The following is a 16,797-nucleotide window of genomic DNA, read 5'->3' on the forward strand; positions in this document are numbered from 1 at the left end:
TTATTCCTTGTGGTAAGCCGTGACGCGGGCAACTTCTTCTTTCGAGCCGAGGAACACCGCAACACGCTGGTGCAGGCCTTCCGGCTTGATGTCGAGGATGCGCTGGTGGCCGTCAGTGGATGCGCCACCCGCTTGTTCCACCAGGAACGACATCGGGTTGGCTTCGTACATCAGACGCAGTTTGCCCGGCTTCGACGGCTCGCGGCTGTCGCGTGGGTACATAAACAAACCACCACGGGTCAGGATGCGGTGTACGTCGGCGACCATCGCGGCGACCCAACGCATGTTGTAGTTCTTTTTCAACGGGCCTTCTTCGCCAGCCAGCAATTCGCTGACGTAGCGTTGTACCGGAGCTTCCCAGTGACGCTGGTTGGACGCGTTGATCGCGAATTCCTGAGTGGACTCCGGGATCTTGATGTCTTCATGGGTCAGGACGAAGCTGCCCATTTCGCGGTCCAGAGTGAAGCCCTTCACGCCGTCGCCCAAGGTCAATACCAGCATGGTCTGCGGGCCGTAGATGGCATAACCGGCGGCTACCTGCTCGGTGCCTGGCTGCAGGAAAGCCTTCTCGTTCAGAGGTTCGTTCTGGCTCAGGTATTCGTTCGGGCAACGCAGCACCGAGAAGATAGTACCGACCGGTGCGTTGATATCGATGTTCGACGAACCGTCCAGTGGGTCGAATACCAGCAGGTACGCGCCTTTCGGGTATTTGCCCGGGATCTGGTAGGCATTGTCCATTTCTTCGGACGCCATGCCGGCCAGGTGACCGCCCCACTCGTTGGCTTCGAGAAGGATTTCGTTGGAGATCACGTCGAGCTTCTTCTGCACTTCGCCCTGGACGTTTTCAGTGCCCATGCTGCCCAGAACACCACCCAGGGCGCCTTTAGAGACGGCGTGGCTGATTTCCTTGCAAGCACGCGCCACCACTTCGATCAGGAAGCGCAGATCGGCAGGAGTGTTGTTGCTGCGGGTCTGCTCAATCAAATAGCGACTCAAGGTAACGCGGGACATGGACGGCTCCGGTGGAATGGGGGGCTAAAAACCCGCGCAGTTTAACGCGAGTCGGGGCGCATTTCCTCCTATCAGACGTGATACACCCAATAGAGTTCATGTGCGGGGTTGAGCGTAGTTCGAAATGGGGCCGATGTGGCCTGCGGATCAGTGGCAGATTGAGGTTTTTTTGTGGCTGATAGACCGCTTTCGCGAGCAAGCCCGCTCCCACAGTAGATCTTCAGCGTGCACAACATTTGTGTGCGACCGAGATCCAGTGTGGGAGCGGGCTTGCTCGCGAATGGCGCATAGCGCCAGCCATCCTCAGGACTTAGCAGCAGGCTTGCGCAGCAAGCTGAACGCCATGGCCCCCAGAAACAGCACACTGAGCAACAGCACCGCCCACAACCCGAATTTCTTCCAGTTCGTGTCCGCCACCGCAGGCACGGTCGCCGCCGGAGTCACCGCGACCCCATCCTCCACGGTCGCCTTGCCCAACGCCGCCTGCTTCGCCGCGCTGTAATCGGGAATCAGCGTCAACAACGGCAAGCTCGCCGCCTTCACCGTCGCACTCCCCAGCGCCAGCGTATAAGGCCCGGCGCCGCGCGCCAGGAACACCAGTTGCGTGGAGCGCACGGCAAATCGGACGGTCGGTGCTTCGGCGCCCAGGCCACCGCCGCGCTCATCCACCGTCAGCTTCAATTGCTGCACGGTCTGGCCCGGCAGCTGCAATTCGTTCTGCACCACGTCCTGGCCATTCTGGGTCAGGCGGTAGAGCAAACCGCTGGTCAGCGTTTGCCACGGCAGGCTGGTTTCCCGACGACCCGACAACGTCACCGGTGCCAGGCTGTTGGGCTGATTCAGCTCGATCTGCAAGCGCTGGACGTTCAACCCCATCGGCAATTGCCAGATGTACTCACCGTCCTTCACGCGGGTGCCAGCCAACGGTTGCGACCAGACCAACGGCAGCGGCAAGGTGCGAGGGTTGGTGCTTTCCAGTTGCGCCGAAGTCAGCGCTGGCGCCGATTGCGGTGAACTCCACAGCAAGCGCAGGTAGCGCGCCGATTGCCCCGGCAGGCCGACCTCATGTTGCTCGACCCGTTCGTCGGCAAACGTCAGACGCGCCACTTGCCCTTCGCCCCACGACTGCCAATGCTGCAAATCGTCGCTGGCTTCGATGCTGAAACGCTGGAAGCCGTCGCGATCGCTGGTCCAGTCAAGGATCAATTGCTGTAACGGCGCCTTGATTCGACTGGCATCGAGTAACCAGCCGCGCAGCTCTTCTTCGCCTGCCTCCAACTGGCTGGACGGCTGCACCTCGATCAACGTGCCGTTGCTGTTCGATTGCACGCGCACACTCGGCGCGCGTTCGGTGGCTTCCGCCGAGTTGTACAACGGGAACCATTTCACGTCGTGAAGTGTGCGGTTTTCGCGGGTCTGCGCGGGTTCTCGGGCCAGCGCATAAGCCTGAGGTTCACCGGCGGCGTTGAACACGCGTAGATCGCTGAGATCGGTTTGCCGCGCTTTCAGTTGTACGCCCAAGGGTAATTCCAGGCGATACCACGGCCCCTCGCCACTCACCGACAGCGGCACCTGCGTGGCAAAGTCCGCCGGTTTTTCCTGCGCGCCGGCCGACAGTGTCACGCCCAATACAACAGCACCCCACCAGCCCAGGTTCAGCTTCTGACTCAAGACGACACTCCTTCGGTTTCAGGGGCCGGTTTTTCAACATCCGGCACAGCTTCGGCACGCTTGGGTGGCAATGGAGCGAAATAGCCCACCACCAACAGCAACACGCCAACGCCGATAAACGACACGATCCGCGCCAGCCCGCCGCGGTTACTCAACTCAACGAAGAACAGCTTGGCGACCACCAGCGCGATCAGCGCCGCGCCGATCAGCCAGACTTCCCGGCGATGACGCAGATGCCCACCGATCATCAGACTCAGGGCCATCAGGGTCCAGACAATAGACAGGCCCGCCTGCACCAGCATCGATTGAAGCAACAAATCCAGCGCGTACGGCACGCCACCCCAATGATGAGCCGCGCGCATCACCAGCGCGGTGAAGAAGACGAACAGCGAAACCCCAGCGATGACTTGCGTGGCGTTATCGGCGTACTCCCTGCGAATTGCCAGTTGCGTCACAGCGGTCCGAGACCAGACGTAAACGCCGAACAAGGCAAACAACAGGCCCAGCTCCAGCGGGTTGATCAGTGGCACATACGGCAATGGCTCGGCGGTGCCGTCACTGGCGATGTTCGCCAACCAGAACCAGCCGAGCATCAACAGTACCAACGGCGCAGCGGCATAGAGCCGGTACTCGCGGGGATAAGCCGACACCGGCCATGGCCATGCACGCGGTGCAGCCATCAGCACCAGATACAGGCTCGGCAGAATCGCCCAGCCCAACCAGCGCCAGGCGTTGTACTGTTCCGACAACAGCAACAGACCGTAACGCAGTTCCAGGGCCAACACGCCGATCAACAGCCAGCAACCGAGTACATGGGCGGTGCTCAGGGCGCTTGCGGGCAATGTCGGCGCCAGACGCCGCAGGGAGATGAAATGCACGACGAACACTGCGATCCAGACCAGCCAGCCGAAGTCGGCGGCCGGGTGATAACGCGAATGCCAGGCCGCGAGCAGCACCAGACCGGCAGCGGGAATCAGCAAGGTGCAGAGCAAGCCCAGCGACGACCACTTCAGACGCAGCGCCAATACCGTCCACAACGCGACACTCACGGCGGCGACGGTCAGCAACAAAGTGGCTTGCAGATTCAACGGCGCAAAGCGCAGCACTTCGCTGACCCATGCCAGTGCCCACCAACCCGCACCCCACACCAGCAACACTTCGGACAAGCGCTGCAAGCTCAACCCATCGAAGGCCGAAGCATGATTGCCAAGCTGCAAACGCCAGGCCCCGACGAAGGCGGCCAGCCCCAGTACCAGCGGCGTCCAGAAACCGCTGTGCGCCAACGGTCGCAACCCTTCGCTGAGCAGCGGGCCGAGCAGGTCCGGCCCGGCGAACAGGAACGCCGCGCCACCGATCACCTGCAACAGCAGACCAAAGACAAAACTCACCCGCTGCTTCAGGTACAGGCTCAACCAGATGATGAACAAACCACTGGCGGCCCACACCGCGCTCGCGGTTTGCCACGGCAACACAAACAACACAGCAAGGTTGATCAGCACCAGGCCGGCCAGCAACACCACTGACAAGCCGCGCAGCAAACGCAGGTCGCTGCGCACCATTTCGTCGCGGGCCGCCAGCAACATCCCGGCGATCAATGCCAGCCCGATCAGGGACGCGCTGAGCAAACCGCTCCAACCGGCGCTGAACACCGCGGCAGACTCACCGCCCGCCCCTTGCAGCCGCAACAGGAACAACGCACCGCCAAGCAGTTGCACGACGAACGCGGTGAACAGGAAGGTTCTCGATTGCAGGCGCAGGCCGACGAACAGCGTCGCCAACCCGGCCAGCGCCCAACTGATCGCCGTGCCGTGGGTGAAGAAGAACAGCGGCGCCAGCAGATAGAGGAACGTCAGCCCCAGACAGGCCAGTACCGGCAGCCCTTGACGCTCCCACTGCGACGCCTGTTCGGGCAACGCTTTGCGCAACTGGTAGAAACTGAACAGCAGCGCCACGCCGAGCATCAACGCACCCAGCGGTGCGCCCTCGAGCAGGCTGTTTTCGCCGATCCGCAGCTCACTGATAAAGGCCAGTGCCGAGCCCAGTTGCAGCAGCAAGGCAAAGGCCCGCGCCAGCGGTCGCTGTTGGCGCAGGCCGAGCCAGAAAATACCCGCGCCTTCCACCGCCCAGGCGGCTGCGGTCCAACGCGCATCGAGCCCCAGCGGAATTGCCAGGCTGGCGAAGATCACGCCAAGTGCCAGACAGGTTTCCGCCAACAACAACGCTCGACCGCCCATCAGCAACCTGGCCAGGCCCATGTAAATCATGCCCAGCGCCAAGGCGCTGAAGGCGGCGGCAAATTCCAGATGTTCCACCAGCGCGAACTGCAAACCGAAACCCACTAGCGGTGGCGCGAACAGCATCGTGCCGTCGACGTAATCGCCCTTGCGCGCCGACCAGTGCAGCAGTGCCTCGCGGCTGTCGTCCTCGGGCGCATCGCTCATTTCCAGCAGTTTGCGCCGGGCGAACAACAAGCCGATGGCCAGGTACATCAGGAAAAACAGAATCAGGAACGGCTCGGTACTCCACAGCAATTCCGGCGTATAGGAACGCAGGCCCCAGGCCAAACCGATGCCGAAGGTGCCGACAAAACCGATCAGATTAAGCAGCCGCCAGGCCTTGAACCACGCAATGGCGAGGATGCCGGCATTGAGCAAGGCGAAGTAGCTGAACAGCGCGACATGGTTGCCGGCGCCGGTGGAGGTCAGGATCGGCGCGGCGAAACCGCCCAGTGCAGCAGCAGCGGCCAAGCCTAATGCGTTCTGGGTAATGGCGAGAATCGCCGAGAACACCGTCACCACCACCAGCAAGCCCAGTGCAGCAGTGGGGTCGAGCAACGGATGCAAACGCATCGCGGCAAATACGGTCAGGTACAACACCGCGATCCCGGTGCCTTGCAGCATCAGCGCGTAATTGCTGTTACGCAGGCGCAGCCACCAACCCAGCGCGAGCAAACCCAAGGCCGCCGCCGCGACACCGGCGTAACGCAACTCGACCGGCACCACCATGCCTTCGGTGGCGTAGCGCAACAGGAAGGCCAGGCCGAGGAACAACAGCACCACGCCGACCCGCAGCACGGTATTGCCGCCGAACAACCAGTTGCGCGCGCCGCTGATGGCGCGCTCGATGAAGTTCGGGCCACGAGGCGCCGCCGGTTGTTGTGGTTCGCGGGCAATCGGTTCGGGTTTCCAGGCATCTGTCTGCGGACGACTGGCTTCGGTCGCGGCCGCCGTGATGGGTTCGAATTCGGGCGGCAGTTCCCAGATCAGCTCCGGGGATGCGACAGGGGCTTGCTCAAGAATGATTTCAGGGGATGGAACCGGTTCGCTGGCCGCAGGCTCACTGGCTTCAGGTGTTTTGACACCCGACACTTCCAGCAACGCCAATCGCTGCTCGACCGCATTCAGCACAACCTGCGCCTGATCGAGCAAGCGTCGCTGCTCGGCGCTTTGAGTACTCAAGCGGCCGATGCGGATAGCCTGGCCAATACCCAGCCCGAGCAAAGCGCCCAACAACGCATCGCTGAACGACTCGTCGAGTAGCCAGCCCAGCAGCAGCCCAATCAGCATGAACATCCATTGCATGGTCGATATCCCTAAGCGCATTGGCCAATCCGGAAAGATTAGCGTAGCCAGTTCCAAAAAGATCGCAGCCTTCGGCAGCTCCTACAAGGGCGTGGTAGCACGCGATTGTGTAGGAGCTGCCGCAGGCTGCGATCTTTTCCGGCGCGCCAGTATATCGAGCCGATCGAAGACTTACTCCAACGCTTTCCAGATATCCGTGGCGTACTCGCGAATGGTTCGATCGGACGAGAACCAGCCCATCCGTGCGCTGCTCAATACCGCCGAGCGCCACCACTCTTTGGAGTCGTGCCAATGAGCCTCGACCCGCATCTGAGCGTGCCAGTAAGAATCGAAATCGGCGCAGACCAGGAAGCGGTCATAGTCCACCAGCGAATCGATCAGTGTGGTGTAGCGGGATGGATCGTCCGGTGAGAACACCCCACCGCGAATCGCTTGCAACACATCGTTGAGTCGGTGGGAGGCGGCAATGTCCGGTGCCGCGTTGAACTCATGGTTGAGCTTGCGCGCTTCCACTTGCTCGGCGCTGAGACCGAAGATGAACATGTGTTCGACACCAATGCGCTCGCTCATTTCCACATTGGCACCGTCCAGGGTGCCGATGGTCAGCGCGCCGTTGAGGCCGAACTTCATGTTGCTGGTGCCTGAGGCTTCAAAACCGGCGGTGGATATCTGCTCCGACAAATCCGCCGCCGGAATGATGCTTTCGGCCAGGCTGACGTTGTAGTTGGGCAAGAACACCACTTTGAGCAAACCGCGTACGGTCGGGTCGTTGTTGACCACCCGGGCGATGTCGTTGGTCAGTTTTATGATCAATTTGGCCTGGTGATAACTGGCCGCTGCCTTGCCGGCGAAGATTTTCACCCGCGGCACCCAGTCGATTTCCGGTTCGGCACGAATCGCCTGATACAGCGCAACGGTGTGCAGCAGATTGAGCAACTGACGTTTGTATTCGTGGATCCGCTTGACCTGCACGTCGAACATCGCCGCCGGGTTGACCGCGATCCCCAGCCGTTCATGAATCAGGTACGCCAGGGCTTTTTTGCTGTGCATCCGCTGCTCGGCGAACTGTTTTCGGAATGCAGGTTTCTCGGCGAAGGGTTCCAGCCCTATCAGGCTTTCTTCGGGGTTATCCAGCATATCCGGGCCGAGGGCGTCGACCATCATCGCGGTCAGCTCGGGGTTGGCCTGGTAGAGCCAGCGGCGGAAGGTAATGCCGTTGGTCTTGTTGTTGATCCGCTCCGGATAGAGTTTATGCAACTCGGAAAACACGGTGCTGCGCATCAGTTGCGTGTGCAGGCCGGATACGCCGTTGACGCTGTGAGAACCGAGGAATGCCAGGTTGCCCATGCGCACGCGGCGACCGTTGTCTTCCTCAATCAACGAGACCGCACGCAACACGTCGAAATCGTGAATGCCCTTGGCCCGCAATGAATCGATGTGCTGGGCGTTGATCAAATAAATGATCTGCATGTGCCGCGGCAGCATCCGCTCCATCAAACCGACCGGCCAGGTTTCCAGCGCTTCCGGCAACAACGTGTGGTTGGTGTACGACAGCGTATCGACGGTGACCTGCCACGCCGCATCCCACGCCACGTCATAGACGTCGACCAGCTGACGCATCAGCTCGGCCACGGCAATCGAGGGGTGCGTGTCGTTGAGTTGAATGGCCGCGTGATCGCCCAGGGTCAGCACCGAGGTGTGCATGTTGCGATGGCGGCGCAACAAATCCTGCAGGGACGCGGCAACGAAGAAGTATTCCTGACGCAGACGCAGTTCCTGGCCGGCATCGGTGCTGTCCGCCGGGTAGAGCACGCGGGAGATACTTTCGGCCCGGGCCACTTCTGCAACCGCGCCCAGGTGGTCGCCAGCGTTGAAGCGCTCCAGGTGCAAATCTTCCATGGCCCGGGCACGCCACAGTCGCAGCGTGTTGACACTCGCGCCGCGCCAACCGACCACCGGGGTGTCATAGGCAATGGCCCGCACGGTTTCCGCCGGGGACCAGACTTGCCTGGATTTGCCGTTTTCATCGGTCACGGTTTCGACACTGCCGCCGAAGCCGATCGGGTAGGCGACCTCCGGCCGTTCAAACTCCCACGGGTTACCGAAATCCAGCCAGTGTTCGGTCTGCTCCTGCTGCCAGCCGTCGACGACGGCCTGACGGAACAAACCGTGTTCGTAACGAATGCCATAACCATGGCCGGCGATGCCCAGGGTCGACATGCTTTCCATGAAGCACGCCGCCAGACGCCCGAGGCCTCCATTGCCTAGTGCCGCATCGGGCTCCAGCAGGCGGATGCGCTCGATGTCGACGCCCAGTTCGGTCATGGCTTCGCGGGCAACATCGAGCAGGCCGAGGTTGCTCAGGCTATCGTAGAGCAAGCGGCCGATCAGGAATTCAAGGGAGAGGTAATAGACCCGCTTCTGGCCTTTGCGGTAGATCTGCCGGGTGTGGTCCATCCAGTGCTCGACCATGTGATCGCGCGCCGCCAGGGCGATGGCCTCGAACCAGTCGTGGTCGAAGGCGTGATCAGGGTCTTTGCCCACCGCGTAGGTAAGCTTGGTCAAGACGGCGTCGCGGAATGCGGCCACCTCTGCTTCGCGAACAAGTGGTTCTTGAGTCATCGATAAGACCTCGAGCGAGCGTGAAGTTGTCTGAGCCTAGACGGTCTGACAGACCATTGAAGCTCTGGTTCGGCAGTTTTTCCTGTTAGTGCGAGATCGGTCGACATTAATGTTGTCGGTGCCAGAAACGATGCAGGGGCCGTGCCGGACACAGGAGTTATTTTGCGCCAAACGAAAAAATCTGGCGAAAGGTTGTTCAAAAATCCACCAGTCCCGGTATGATCGCGCGCCCTGATGCACACGCTGGTAACAACCGATGATGAAGTCCAACCTGATCGCCGCCGCAGAGATCGATCGCCTCGATACCTGGGCCAAGTACTCTGCCCCAATGTGCGGTTCCTGCGTGTCCAGCTGCTGCACCTTGCCGGTCGAGGTCAAAATCAGGGATCTGATCCGTATCGGCATCGTCGACGAATTCGAGCGTGGCGATCCGCCGAAGAACATCGCCAAGCGTTTGCAGAAGGAAGGGATCGTCGAACGCTATAACCAGAAGTCCGAGATCTTCACCCTTCAGCGCATGAGCAACAACGATTGCCTGTACCTGGATCGCAAGAGCCGTCTGTGCACCATTTATGACAAGCGCCCGGACACCTGCCGCAACCACCCGAAGATCGGACCGCGGCCGGGGTATTGCGCGTACAAGCCTAAAGAAGTGGTGCGCGAGAACAATCCGCGGACGCTGGGCAAGTTTTAAACAATCGTTGAGTTCTTCAGCGATAGACAGACCGCTTTCGCGAGCAAGCCCGCTCCCACAGGGATCGGCGTTGAATACAGATCATCTGTAAAGAACAAATCCCCTGTGGGAGCGGGCTTGCTCGGAGGCCCTCACAAACACCGCAAAAGACCCAGACAAACAAAAACGCCCCCGACCTTGCGGTCGGGGGCGTTTTTTTAAGCGCTAACTAAGTCGAAACTCAGTTACCAGCTTTCTTGGCAGCGCGGGTACGCTCGCTTTCGCCCAGGATCTTCTTACGAAGACGGATGGACTTAGGAGTGACTTCGCACAATTCGTCTTCTTGAACGAATTCCAGAGCCTGCTCCAGGGTGAAGCGGATAGGCGGAACCAGAGCGATGGTTTCGTCTTTACCCGAAGCACGCATGTTGTCGAGCTTCTTGCCTTTGGTTGGGTTGACGCCCAGGTCGTTGTCGCGGCTGTTGATGCCGACGATTTGACCTTCGTACACGTCTTCACCGTGACCCAGGAACAGTTTGCCGCGAGCTTGCAGGGTTTCCAGCGAGTAAGTCAGTGCCTTACCGGTAGCCACCGAAACCAGCACGCCATTCTGACGGCCGGACATGTCGCCGGACTTCATCACGTCGTAACGGTCGAAGATCGAGGTCAGGATGCCTGCACCGGAGGTCAGGGTCAGGAACTCGTTACGGAAACCGATCAAGCCACGAGCCGGGATGTTGTACTCAAGGCGCACACGGCCCTTGCCATCCGGAACCATGTTGGTCAGGTCGCCCTTACGGATACCGATCTGTTCCATGATCGAACCTTGCGATTCTTCCGGCAGGTCGATGGTCACGTTTTCGTACGGTTCGTGCTTGACGCCGTCAACCATGCGGATGATCACTTCTGGACGACCAACACCCATTTCGAAGCCTTCGCGACGCATGGTTTCGATCAGTACCGAGAGGTGCAGCTCACCACGGCCGGAGACTTTGAACTTGTCGGCGGTATCGCCTTCTTCAACGCGCAGGGCAACGTTGTAGAGCAGTTCTTTGTCCAGACGTTCCTTGATGTTACGGCTGGTGACGAACTTGCCTTCTTTACCGCAGAAAGGCGAGTCGTTTACCTGGAAGGTCATGGAAACGGTTGGCTCGTCAACGGTCAGCGGCTTCATCGCTTCGACGTTCAGTGGGTCGCACAGAGTGTCGGAGATGAACAGCTGGTCGAAGCCGCTGATGCAGACGATGTCGCCGGCAGCTGCTTCTTCAACGTCGATGCGGTGCAGGCCGTGGTGCCCCATCAGCTTCAGGATACGACCGTTACGCTTCTTGCCGTCGGCGTCGATAGCGACAACCGGAGTGTTCGGCTTGATGCGACCACGAGCGATACGGCCAACGCCGATAACACCCAGGAAGCTGTTGTAGTCCAGAGCGGAGATTTGCATCTGGAACGGACCGTCACGGTCGACTTTCGGCGCAGGTACGTTGTCGACGATCGACTGGTACAGCGGGGTCATGTCTTCAGCCATGTCGGTGTGTTCCAGACCGGCAATGCCGTTCAGGGCCGAGGCGTAGACGACTTTGAAGTCCAGCTGTTCTTCGGTGGCACCGAGGTTGTCGAACAGGTCGAAGATCTGGTCCAGAACCCAGTCCGGACGCGCGCCTGGACGGTCAACCTTGTTGATCACCACGATTGGACGCAGGCCGGCTTCGAACGCCTTCTTGGTCACGAAACGGGTTTGCGGCATAGGGCCGTCTTGAGCGTCAACCAGCAGCAGAACGGAGTCAACCATCGACATTACGCGTTCAACTTCGCCGCCGAAGTCGGCGTGGCCCGGGGTGTCCACGATGTTGATGTGGTAGCCGTTCCAGTTGATGGCGGTGTTTTTCGCCAGAATGGTAATACCGCGCTCTTTCTCCTGGTCGTTGGAGTCCATCACGCGCTCGTCGTTGAGCTCGTTGCGCTCCAGGGTGCCGGATTGACGCAAGAGTTTGTCTACCAGGGTGGTTTTACCATGGTCAACGTGAGCAATGATGGCGATGTTGCGTAGATTTTCGATCACTTGTGTATCTCGATCAGAGGATTCGGTGTGCTGACAAGTCTTGGCAGCGATTTACAGTAGAGTCCGGCAAAGCCGTTACAGCTTGACGGCGGCGTCGGGGGGCCGGTGACGCAGGCCACAGGCAAACAGCCCCGGGCACTTAGCTCGGTCGATAAACGCGCACATTGGCATGCCCCTCACTGAGCAAATGGTGGGCATGCAGGCGACTCATCACGCCTTTGTCGCAATACAGCAGGTACTGGCGAGTAGGGTCCAGTTCCTTGAAACGAGCGTTCAATGCATAAAACGGCATCGTCTGCACCTCAATGCCAGTGAGTTCCAGCGGCTCGTCTTCAGCGGCATCCGGGTGACGGATGTCGATGATGATCTGGCCCGCCAGAGCTTCGCTGACTTCTTCGATCTGCAAATCCTGGCCCAATTCGTCGATTACGCGATCGATCGGCACCAGTTTGGCGTTTTCGAGCGCACGCTCGAGTACCGCCATGTCGAATTCTTTCTCTTCATGCTCCACGCGCGGACGCTTGGCGTGGGTCTTTGGGTTCACCGAGATGACCCCGCAGTATTCCGGCATGTGCTTGGCGAAATCGGCAGTACCGATTTCGTTGGCCAGGTCGATGATGTCCTGCTTGTGACTGGCGATCAGTGGACGCAAGACCAGCTTGTCGGTCACGCAGTCGATAACGGACAAGTTCGGCAACGTCTGGCTCGATACTTGGGAAATCGCTTCGCCGGTGACCAGCGCTTCGATCTCCAGCCGATCGGCAATACGGGAAGCAGCGCGCAACATCATACGCTTCAAAACTACACCCATATGACTGTTATCGACTTTCCCGAGAATTTCTCCCAGTACTTCCTCGAACGGCACACTGACAAATAACACGCGTTGGGAGCTGCCGTACTTCTTCCAGATGAAGTGCGCGACTTCCATGACGCCCAGTTCGTGGGCACGTCCGCCCAGATTGAAGAAACAGAAATGGCTCATCAGCCCGCGGCGCATGATCTGGTAAGCGGCGACGGTGGAATCGAAGCCACCGGACATCAGTACAAGCGTCTGTTCCAAGGCACCCAGCGGGTAACCGCCGATGCTGTTGTGCTGGCTGTGGATCACGAACAACCGTTTGTCGCGAATTTCGATGCGAACTTCGATTTCCGGCGCTTTGAGCGAGATTCCGGCGGCGCCGCACTGACGACGCAGTTGGCTGCCGACGTATTTCTCGACGTCCATGGAGCTGAATTCGTGCTTGCCGGCACGCTTGCAGCGCACCGAAAAGATCTTCCCGGCCAGGGCGTCACCGAAATGCTGCTTGCACTTGGCGACGATGTCGTCGAAGTCGCCCAACGGGTATTCATCGACCTGCAGGAAATGCGCGATGCCCGGCATGCAGCTCAGGCGCTCGGTCATCTCCTTCAGGGCTTTCGGCTCGCTGACGCGGGTTTCCAGCTCGAGGTTGTCCCACACACCGTTCACCACCACAGCCGGGTCCAGATCGCGGAGCACGGTACGGATGTTTTTGGCCAACTGGCGGATGAAACGCATCCGTACCGGGCGGCTCTTGATGGTGATCTCGGGAAAGACTTTTACGATTAGTTTCATGAAAACAGCGCGCGCTGGGCCAGCCGAAAAAGGGGGGCGCGGATTATAGCGGAAATTGCTCAAGGTTTAACCAGTTAATGTGCAGAAGGTTTTGCGCGCACCAAAACAGGTCATTTATGGAATTCGACGCTACATTACAGGGCGAGGTTTGGCGCTTTTCGAGGCTTTGCACCTTTATAAGCGTGATATTGGGGCAAAAAACCCATGGTGGGGCACTGGCATGCAATTTGCTCCCTTGTGAGGCAGGTTGCCTTGGCAGAGTATTCGCGCCGGCATCACCCACATTCTAAGGGCATCCACTACTAAGCCCGAAGCCACCCGGAGGACACTATGTCGAAGTCGGTTCAACTCATCAAAGATCATGACGTCAAGTGGATTGATCTGCGCTTCACGGACACCAAAGGCACTCAGCACCACGTGACCATGCCGGCTCGCGATGGGCTGGATGAAGCTTTCTTCGAAGAAGGCAAAATGTTCGACGGTTCCTCCATCGCTGGCTGGAAAGGCATCGAAGCTTCCGACATGATCCTGATGCCGGACGACTCCACTGCCGTTCTCGACCCGTTCACCGAAGAGCCGACCCTGATCCTGGTTTGCGACGTGATCGAGCCTTCGACCATGCAAGGCTACGACCGTGACCCACGTGCGATCGCCAAGCGTGCCGAGGAATACCTGAAGTCGACCGGTATCGGCGACACCGTATTCGTGGGTCCAGAGCCTGAGTTCTTCATCTTCGACGAAGTGAAGTTCAAGTCCGACATCTCCGGCTCGATGTTCAAAATCTTCTCCGAACAAGGTTCGTGGATGTCCGACCAAGACGTGGAAGGCGGCAACAAAGGCCACCGCCCAGGCGTCAAAGGCGGCTACTTCCCTGTTCCGCCATTCGACCACGACCACGAAATCCGTACCTCCATGTGCAACGCCATGGAAGAAATGGGCCTGGTCATCGAAGTTCACCACCACGAAGTGGCGACTGCCGGCCAGAACGAAATCGGCGTGAAGTTCAACACCCTGGTGGCCAAGGCTGACGAAGTTCAGACCCTGAAGTACTGCGTACACAACGTTGCTGACGCATACGGCCGCACCGCGACCTTCATGCCTAAGCCTCTGTACGGCGACAACGGTTCGGGTATGCACGTTCACCTGTCCATCGCCAAAGATGGCAAGAACACCTTCGCTGGCGAAGGCTATGCCGGCCTGTCCGATACCGCTCTGTACTTCATTGGCGGCATCATCAAGCACGGTAAGGCTCTGAACGGCTTCACCAACCCGTCGACCAACTCCTACAAGCGTCTGGTCCCAGGTTTCGAAGCGCCAGTGATGCTGGCTTACTCGGCTCGTAACCGTTCGGCTTCGATCCGTATTCCTTACGTGTCCAGCCCTCGCGCTCGCCGTATCGAAGCTCGCTTCCCGGATCCGGCAGCTAACCCATACCTGGGCTTCGCTGCACTGTTGATGGCTGGCCTGGACGGCATCCAGAACAAGATCCACCCTGGCGACGCCGCTGACAAAAACCTGTACGACCTGCCGCCTGAAGAGGCGAAAGAGATCCCACAAGTTTGCGGCAGCCTGAAAGAAGCCCTGGAAGAGCTGGACAAAGGTCGTGCGTTCCTGACCAAAGGCGGCGTTTTCAGCGACGACTTCATCGACGCTTACATCGCCCTGAAAAGCGAAGAAGAAATCAAGGTTCGTACCTTCGTACACCCACTGGAATATGAGCTGTACTACAGCTGCTGATCCGGTAGCGCCGCGCTACGCGGCGTGACAAAAGAGAGGCCTCCTTCGGGAGGTCTTTTTTATGGGCGACTTCCGACAATGAAATTGGACATTTCCTCGGACACACACAGCATCGTCCGGCATCAACCCGTTTGAATGGCTCGTAGCCTGTCCACTACCTGCAATCAACGGATGGAATGATGACAACTTTCACGCTCAAGACGCTACTGACCGCTCTCGGTGCCCTCGCCCTTTCAGGCTGCACCACAACTCCCCCATCGACAGACATCGAACGGGAAATCCTGCTTCAAAGCAGCCAGTCGTGGGATAGCACACCTTACATTCGCTACCCGGATGCCGCGCCTGAGCTGACAGTGCTCAAACTCACGATCCCTGCCAATAGCAAACTTCCCTGGCACACCCACCCGATTCCCAACGCGGCTTATATCCTCTCGGGCGAGCTAACAGTCGAAGACCGGAACAGCGGCCAGACCCGGCGTATCAAACAGGGCGAAGCGCTGGCTGAAATGGTCAATATCACTCATCGTGGAGTGACCGGCGATACACCGGTAAAACTTATTGTGTTCTATGCTGGGAGCGAGGGTATTCCATTGGCGGAGTAGTCTTTGCTCAACACGGGGAATCCGAATGCGGCCACTGTTATTACTTCTACTGCTGCCCTGCATTTCTCCCGTGATGGCCCAAATCTACAAATACATCGATGCCAACGGCAACACCGCCTACAGCAATCAACCGCCCGATGGAGTAAAGGCTGAGCCTGTGGCGTTGCCGCCGCTCAACAGCGTCGAGCTTCAACCACCGAGCGTGCCAGTAACGCCTGCGCAATCCAGTAGCCGCGAACAGCCGGGCAGCGCCTATCAGGTGCTGGAGCTGACCGGCCTGCCCACCGAAGAAGCCCTGCGCGCCAACAACGGCACCTTCACTGTCGGCGTATTGATCCAGCCGCGCCTGCAAGACCCTCATCGATTGAGGCTGTTACTGGACGAGCAACCCTACGGCCAACCGAGCAACGTCCCGATTCTGCAACTGGTGAATATCGACCGTGGCGAACACCGCCTTGCGGTTCAGGTGATCGATGGACAAAAAGTCGTGCAGCAGAGCCCCACCGTGACCTTTACCGTACAACGGGTGCACAAGCCTTGAGGGGCTGGCTGTTGGTCGCCTGTCTGATCAGCCTTTCGGCAATGGCCGAGGTTTTCACCTACATCGACGCTCAGGGCAATCGGGTCTTCACCGATCAGCCGGGCAACCGTAATGCCAAGCGCGTACCACTGGCAACCAGCAATCGGATGTCGGCCAACCCGAGCGGTGCCGCGCCAGTGATGGCCACGGAAGCCAAACCACTGTTTCATTACGACATGCTTCGTGTGCTGGTGCCGGACCCGGATGCCACGATCCGTAGCACTGCCGGTGAATTGATCGTCAGCGTTACCAGCGAACCCGGCCTGCAACAGGGCCATCGCTATCGTCTGCTATTGGATGGCCAGCCCACCGCCGAGCCTGGCCCGAGCCCGGTGTTCGCCCTGAGCAACATCGACCGCGGCAGCCACAACCTGTCGGTGGAAATCCTCGACGAACAGGGCCGTACCGTCGAACGCACGGCCAATCAACCCTTTCACATGCAGCGCATTTCCCTCGCGCAGAAACGTCAGGTCAAACCCTGCGTCCTTACCGACTACGGCCAACGGCCGGAATGCCCCCTCAAAGACAAACCCGAAGAAGAAAAAAGCTTCTTTTAGCGCTAACGCCGGTCCGTTAAGACGTAGAACCTGTGGGAGCGTGGCTTGCCCGCGAAGAACGATGACGCGTAATACCTGAAAAACCGCGGTGCATTCTTCGCGGGCAA

Annotated in this window: 11 protein-coding genes; 5 read left to right on the plus strand and 6 right to left on the minus strand. The window is 59.3% G+C overall.

Annotated features, from left to right (window positions below):
* The 4 genes from ABH909_RS01885 to ABH909_RS01900 all read right to left on the minus strand — a co-directional run bounded on the left by ABH909_RS01885 (nucleotide 1) and on the right by ABH909_RS01900 (nucleotide 8,885).
* Nucleotides 1-1,011 (minus strand): class 1 fructose-bisphosphatase, encoded by a 1,011-nt coding sequence (locus ABH909_RS01885; RefSeq protein WP_429430070.1) that lies wholly within the window; start codon nucleotides 1,009-1,011, stop codon nucleotides 1-3.
* Between the two features lie 303 nt (nucleotides 1,012-1,314).
* Nucleotides 1,315-2,682 (minus strand): DUF3999 domain-containing protein, encoded by a 1,368-nt coding sequence (locus ABH909_RS01890; RefSeq protein ID WP_429430072.1) that lies wholly within the window; start codon nucleotides 2,680-2,682, stop codon nucleotides 1,315-1,317.
* Nucleotides 2,679-6,263, minus strand: a complete 3,585-nt coding sequence (locus ABH909_RS01895) for a DUF2339 domain-containing protein (protein ID WP_429430074.1) — start codon at nucleotides 6,261-6,263, stop codon at nucleotides 2,679-2,681. Before ABH909_RS01895 ends, ABH909_RS01890 begins: the two co-directional genes overlap by 4 nt.
* Before the next feature lie 171 nt (nucleotides 6,264-6,434).
* Nucleotides 6,435-8,885, minus strand: coding sequence for a glycogen/starch/alpha-glucan phosphorylase (locus ABH909_RS01900; protein WP_429430076.1), 2,451 nt, complete (start codon nucleotides 8,883-8,885; stop codon nucleotides 6,435-6,437).
* Between the two features lie 256 nt (nucleotides 8,886-9,141).
* On the opposite strand from ABH909_RS01900, the gene ABH909_RS01905 reads away from it, so the two are divergent.
* Nucleotides 9,142-9,579 (plus strand): YkgJ family cysteine cluster protein, encoded by a 438-nt coding sequence (locus ABH909_RS01905; protein ID WP_429430078.1) that lies wholly within the window; start codon nucleotides 9,142-9,144, stop codon nucleotides 9,577-9,579.
* A 220-nt stretch (nucleotides 9,580-9,799) separates the two neighbouring features.
* Here ABH909_RS01905 and typA read toward each other — a convergent pair whose 3' ends face one another.
* Nucleotides 9,800-11,620 (minus strand): translational GTPase TypA, encoded by a 1,821-nt coding sequence (gene typA, locus ABH909_RS01910; RefSeq protein WP_007907857.1) that lies wholly within the window; start codon nucleotides 11,618-11,620, stop codon nucleotides 9,800-9,802.
* A 139-nt stretch (nucleotides 11,621-11,759) separates the two neighbouring features.
* Complete coding sequence (gene thiI, locus ABH909_RS01915) at nucleotides 11,760-13,214, minus strand: tRNA uracil 4-sulfurtransferase ThiI (RefSeq protein ID WP_429430080.1); 1,455 nt, start codon at nucleotides 13,212-13,214, stop codon at nucleotides 11,760-11,762.
* 330 nt (nucleotides 13,215-13,544) lie between these two features.
* Between thiI and glnA the strand changes: the two genes are divergently transcribed.
* From glnA to ABH909_RS01935, 4 genes are all read left to right on the plus strand, one after another.
* Nucleotides 13,545-14,951: a glutamate--ammonia ligase gene (gene glnA, locus ABH909_RS01920; protein WP_007907861.1), complete on the plus strand. Its 1,407-nt coding sequence runs from the start codon at nucleotides 13,545-13,547 to the stop codon at nucleotides 14,949-14,951.
* A 176-nt stretch (nucleotides 14,952-15,127) separates the two neighbouring features.
* Nucleotides 15,128-15,553, plus strand: a complete 426-nt coding sequence (locus tag ABH909_RS01925; protein WP_429430081.1) for a cupin domain-containing protein — start codon at nucleotides 15,128-15,130, stop codon at nucleotides 15,551-15,553.
* A 25-nt stretch (nucleotides 15,554-15,578) separates the two neighbouring features.
* Nucleotides 15,579-16,094 carry a DUF4124 domain-containing protein gene (locus ABH909_RS01930; RefSeq protein ID WP_429430083.1) on the plus strand — a complete coding sequence of 172 codons (516 nt, stop codon included), beginning with the start codon at nucleotides 15,579-15,581 and terminating at the stop codon, nucleotides 16,092-16,094.
* Nucleotides 16,091-16,690 carry a DUF4124 domain-containing protein gene (locus ABH909_RS01935; protein WP_429430085.1) on the plus strand — a complete coding sequence of 200 codons (600 nt, stop codon included), beginning with the start codon at nucleotides 16,091-16,093 and terminating at the stop codon, nucleotides 16,688-16,690. Before ABH909_RS01930 ends, ABH909_RS01935 begins: the two co-directional genes overlap by 4 nt.
* The last annotated feature ends 107 nt before the right edge of the window (nucleotides 16,691-16,797 follow it).

Source organism: Pseudomonas sp. BS3782 TE3695, assembly GCF_050435305.1.
Classification (GTDB): Bacteria; Pseudomonadota; Gammaproteobacteria; order Pseudomonadales; family Pseudomonadaceae; genus Aquipseudomonas.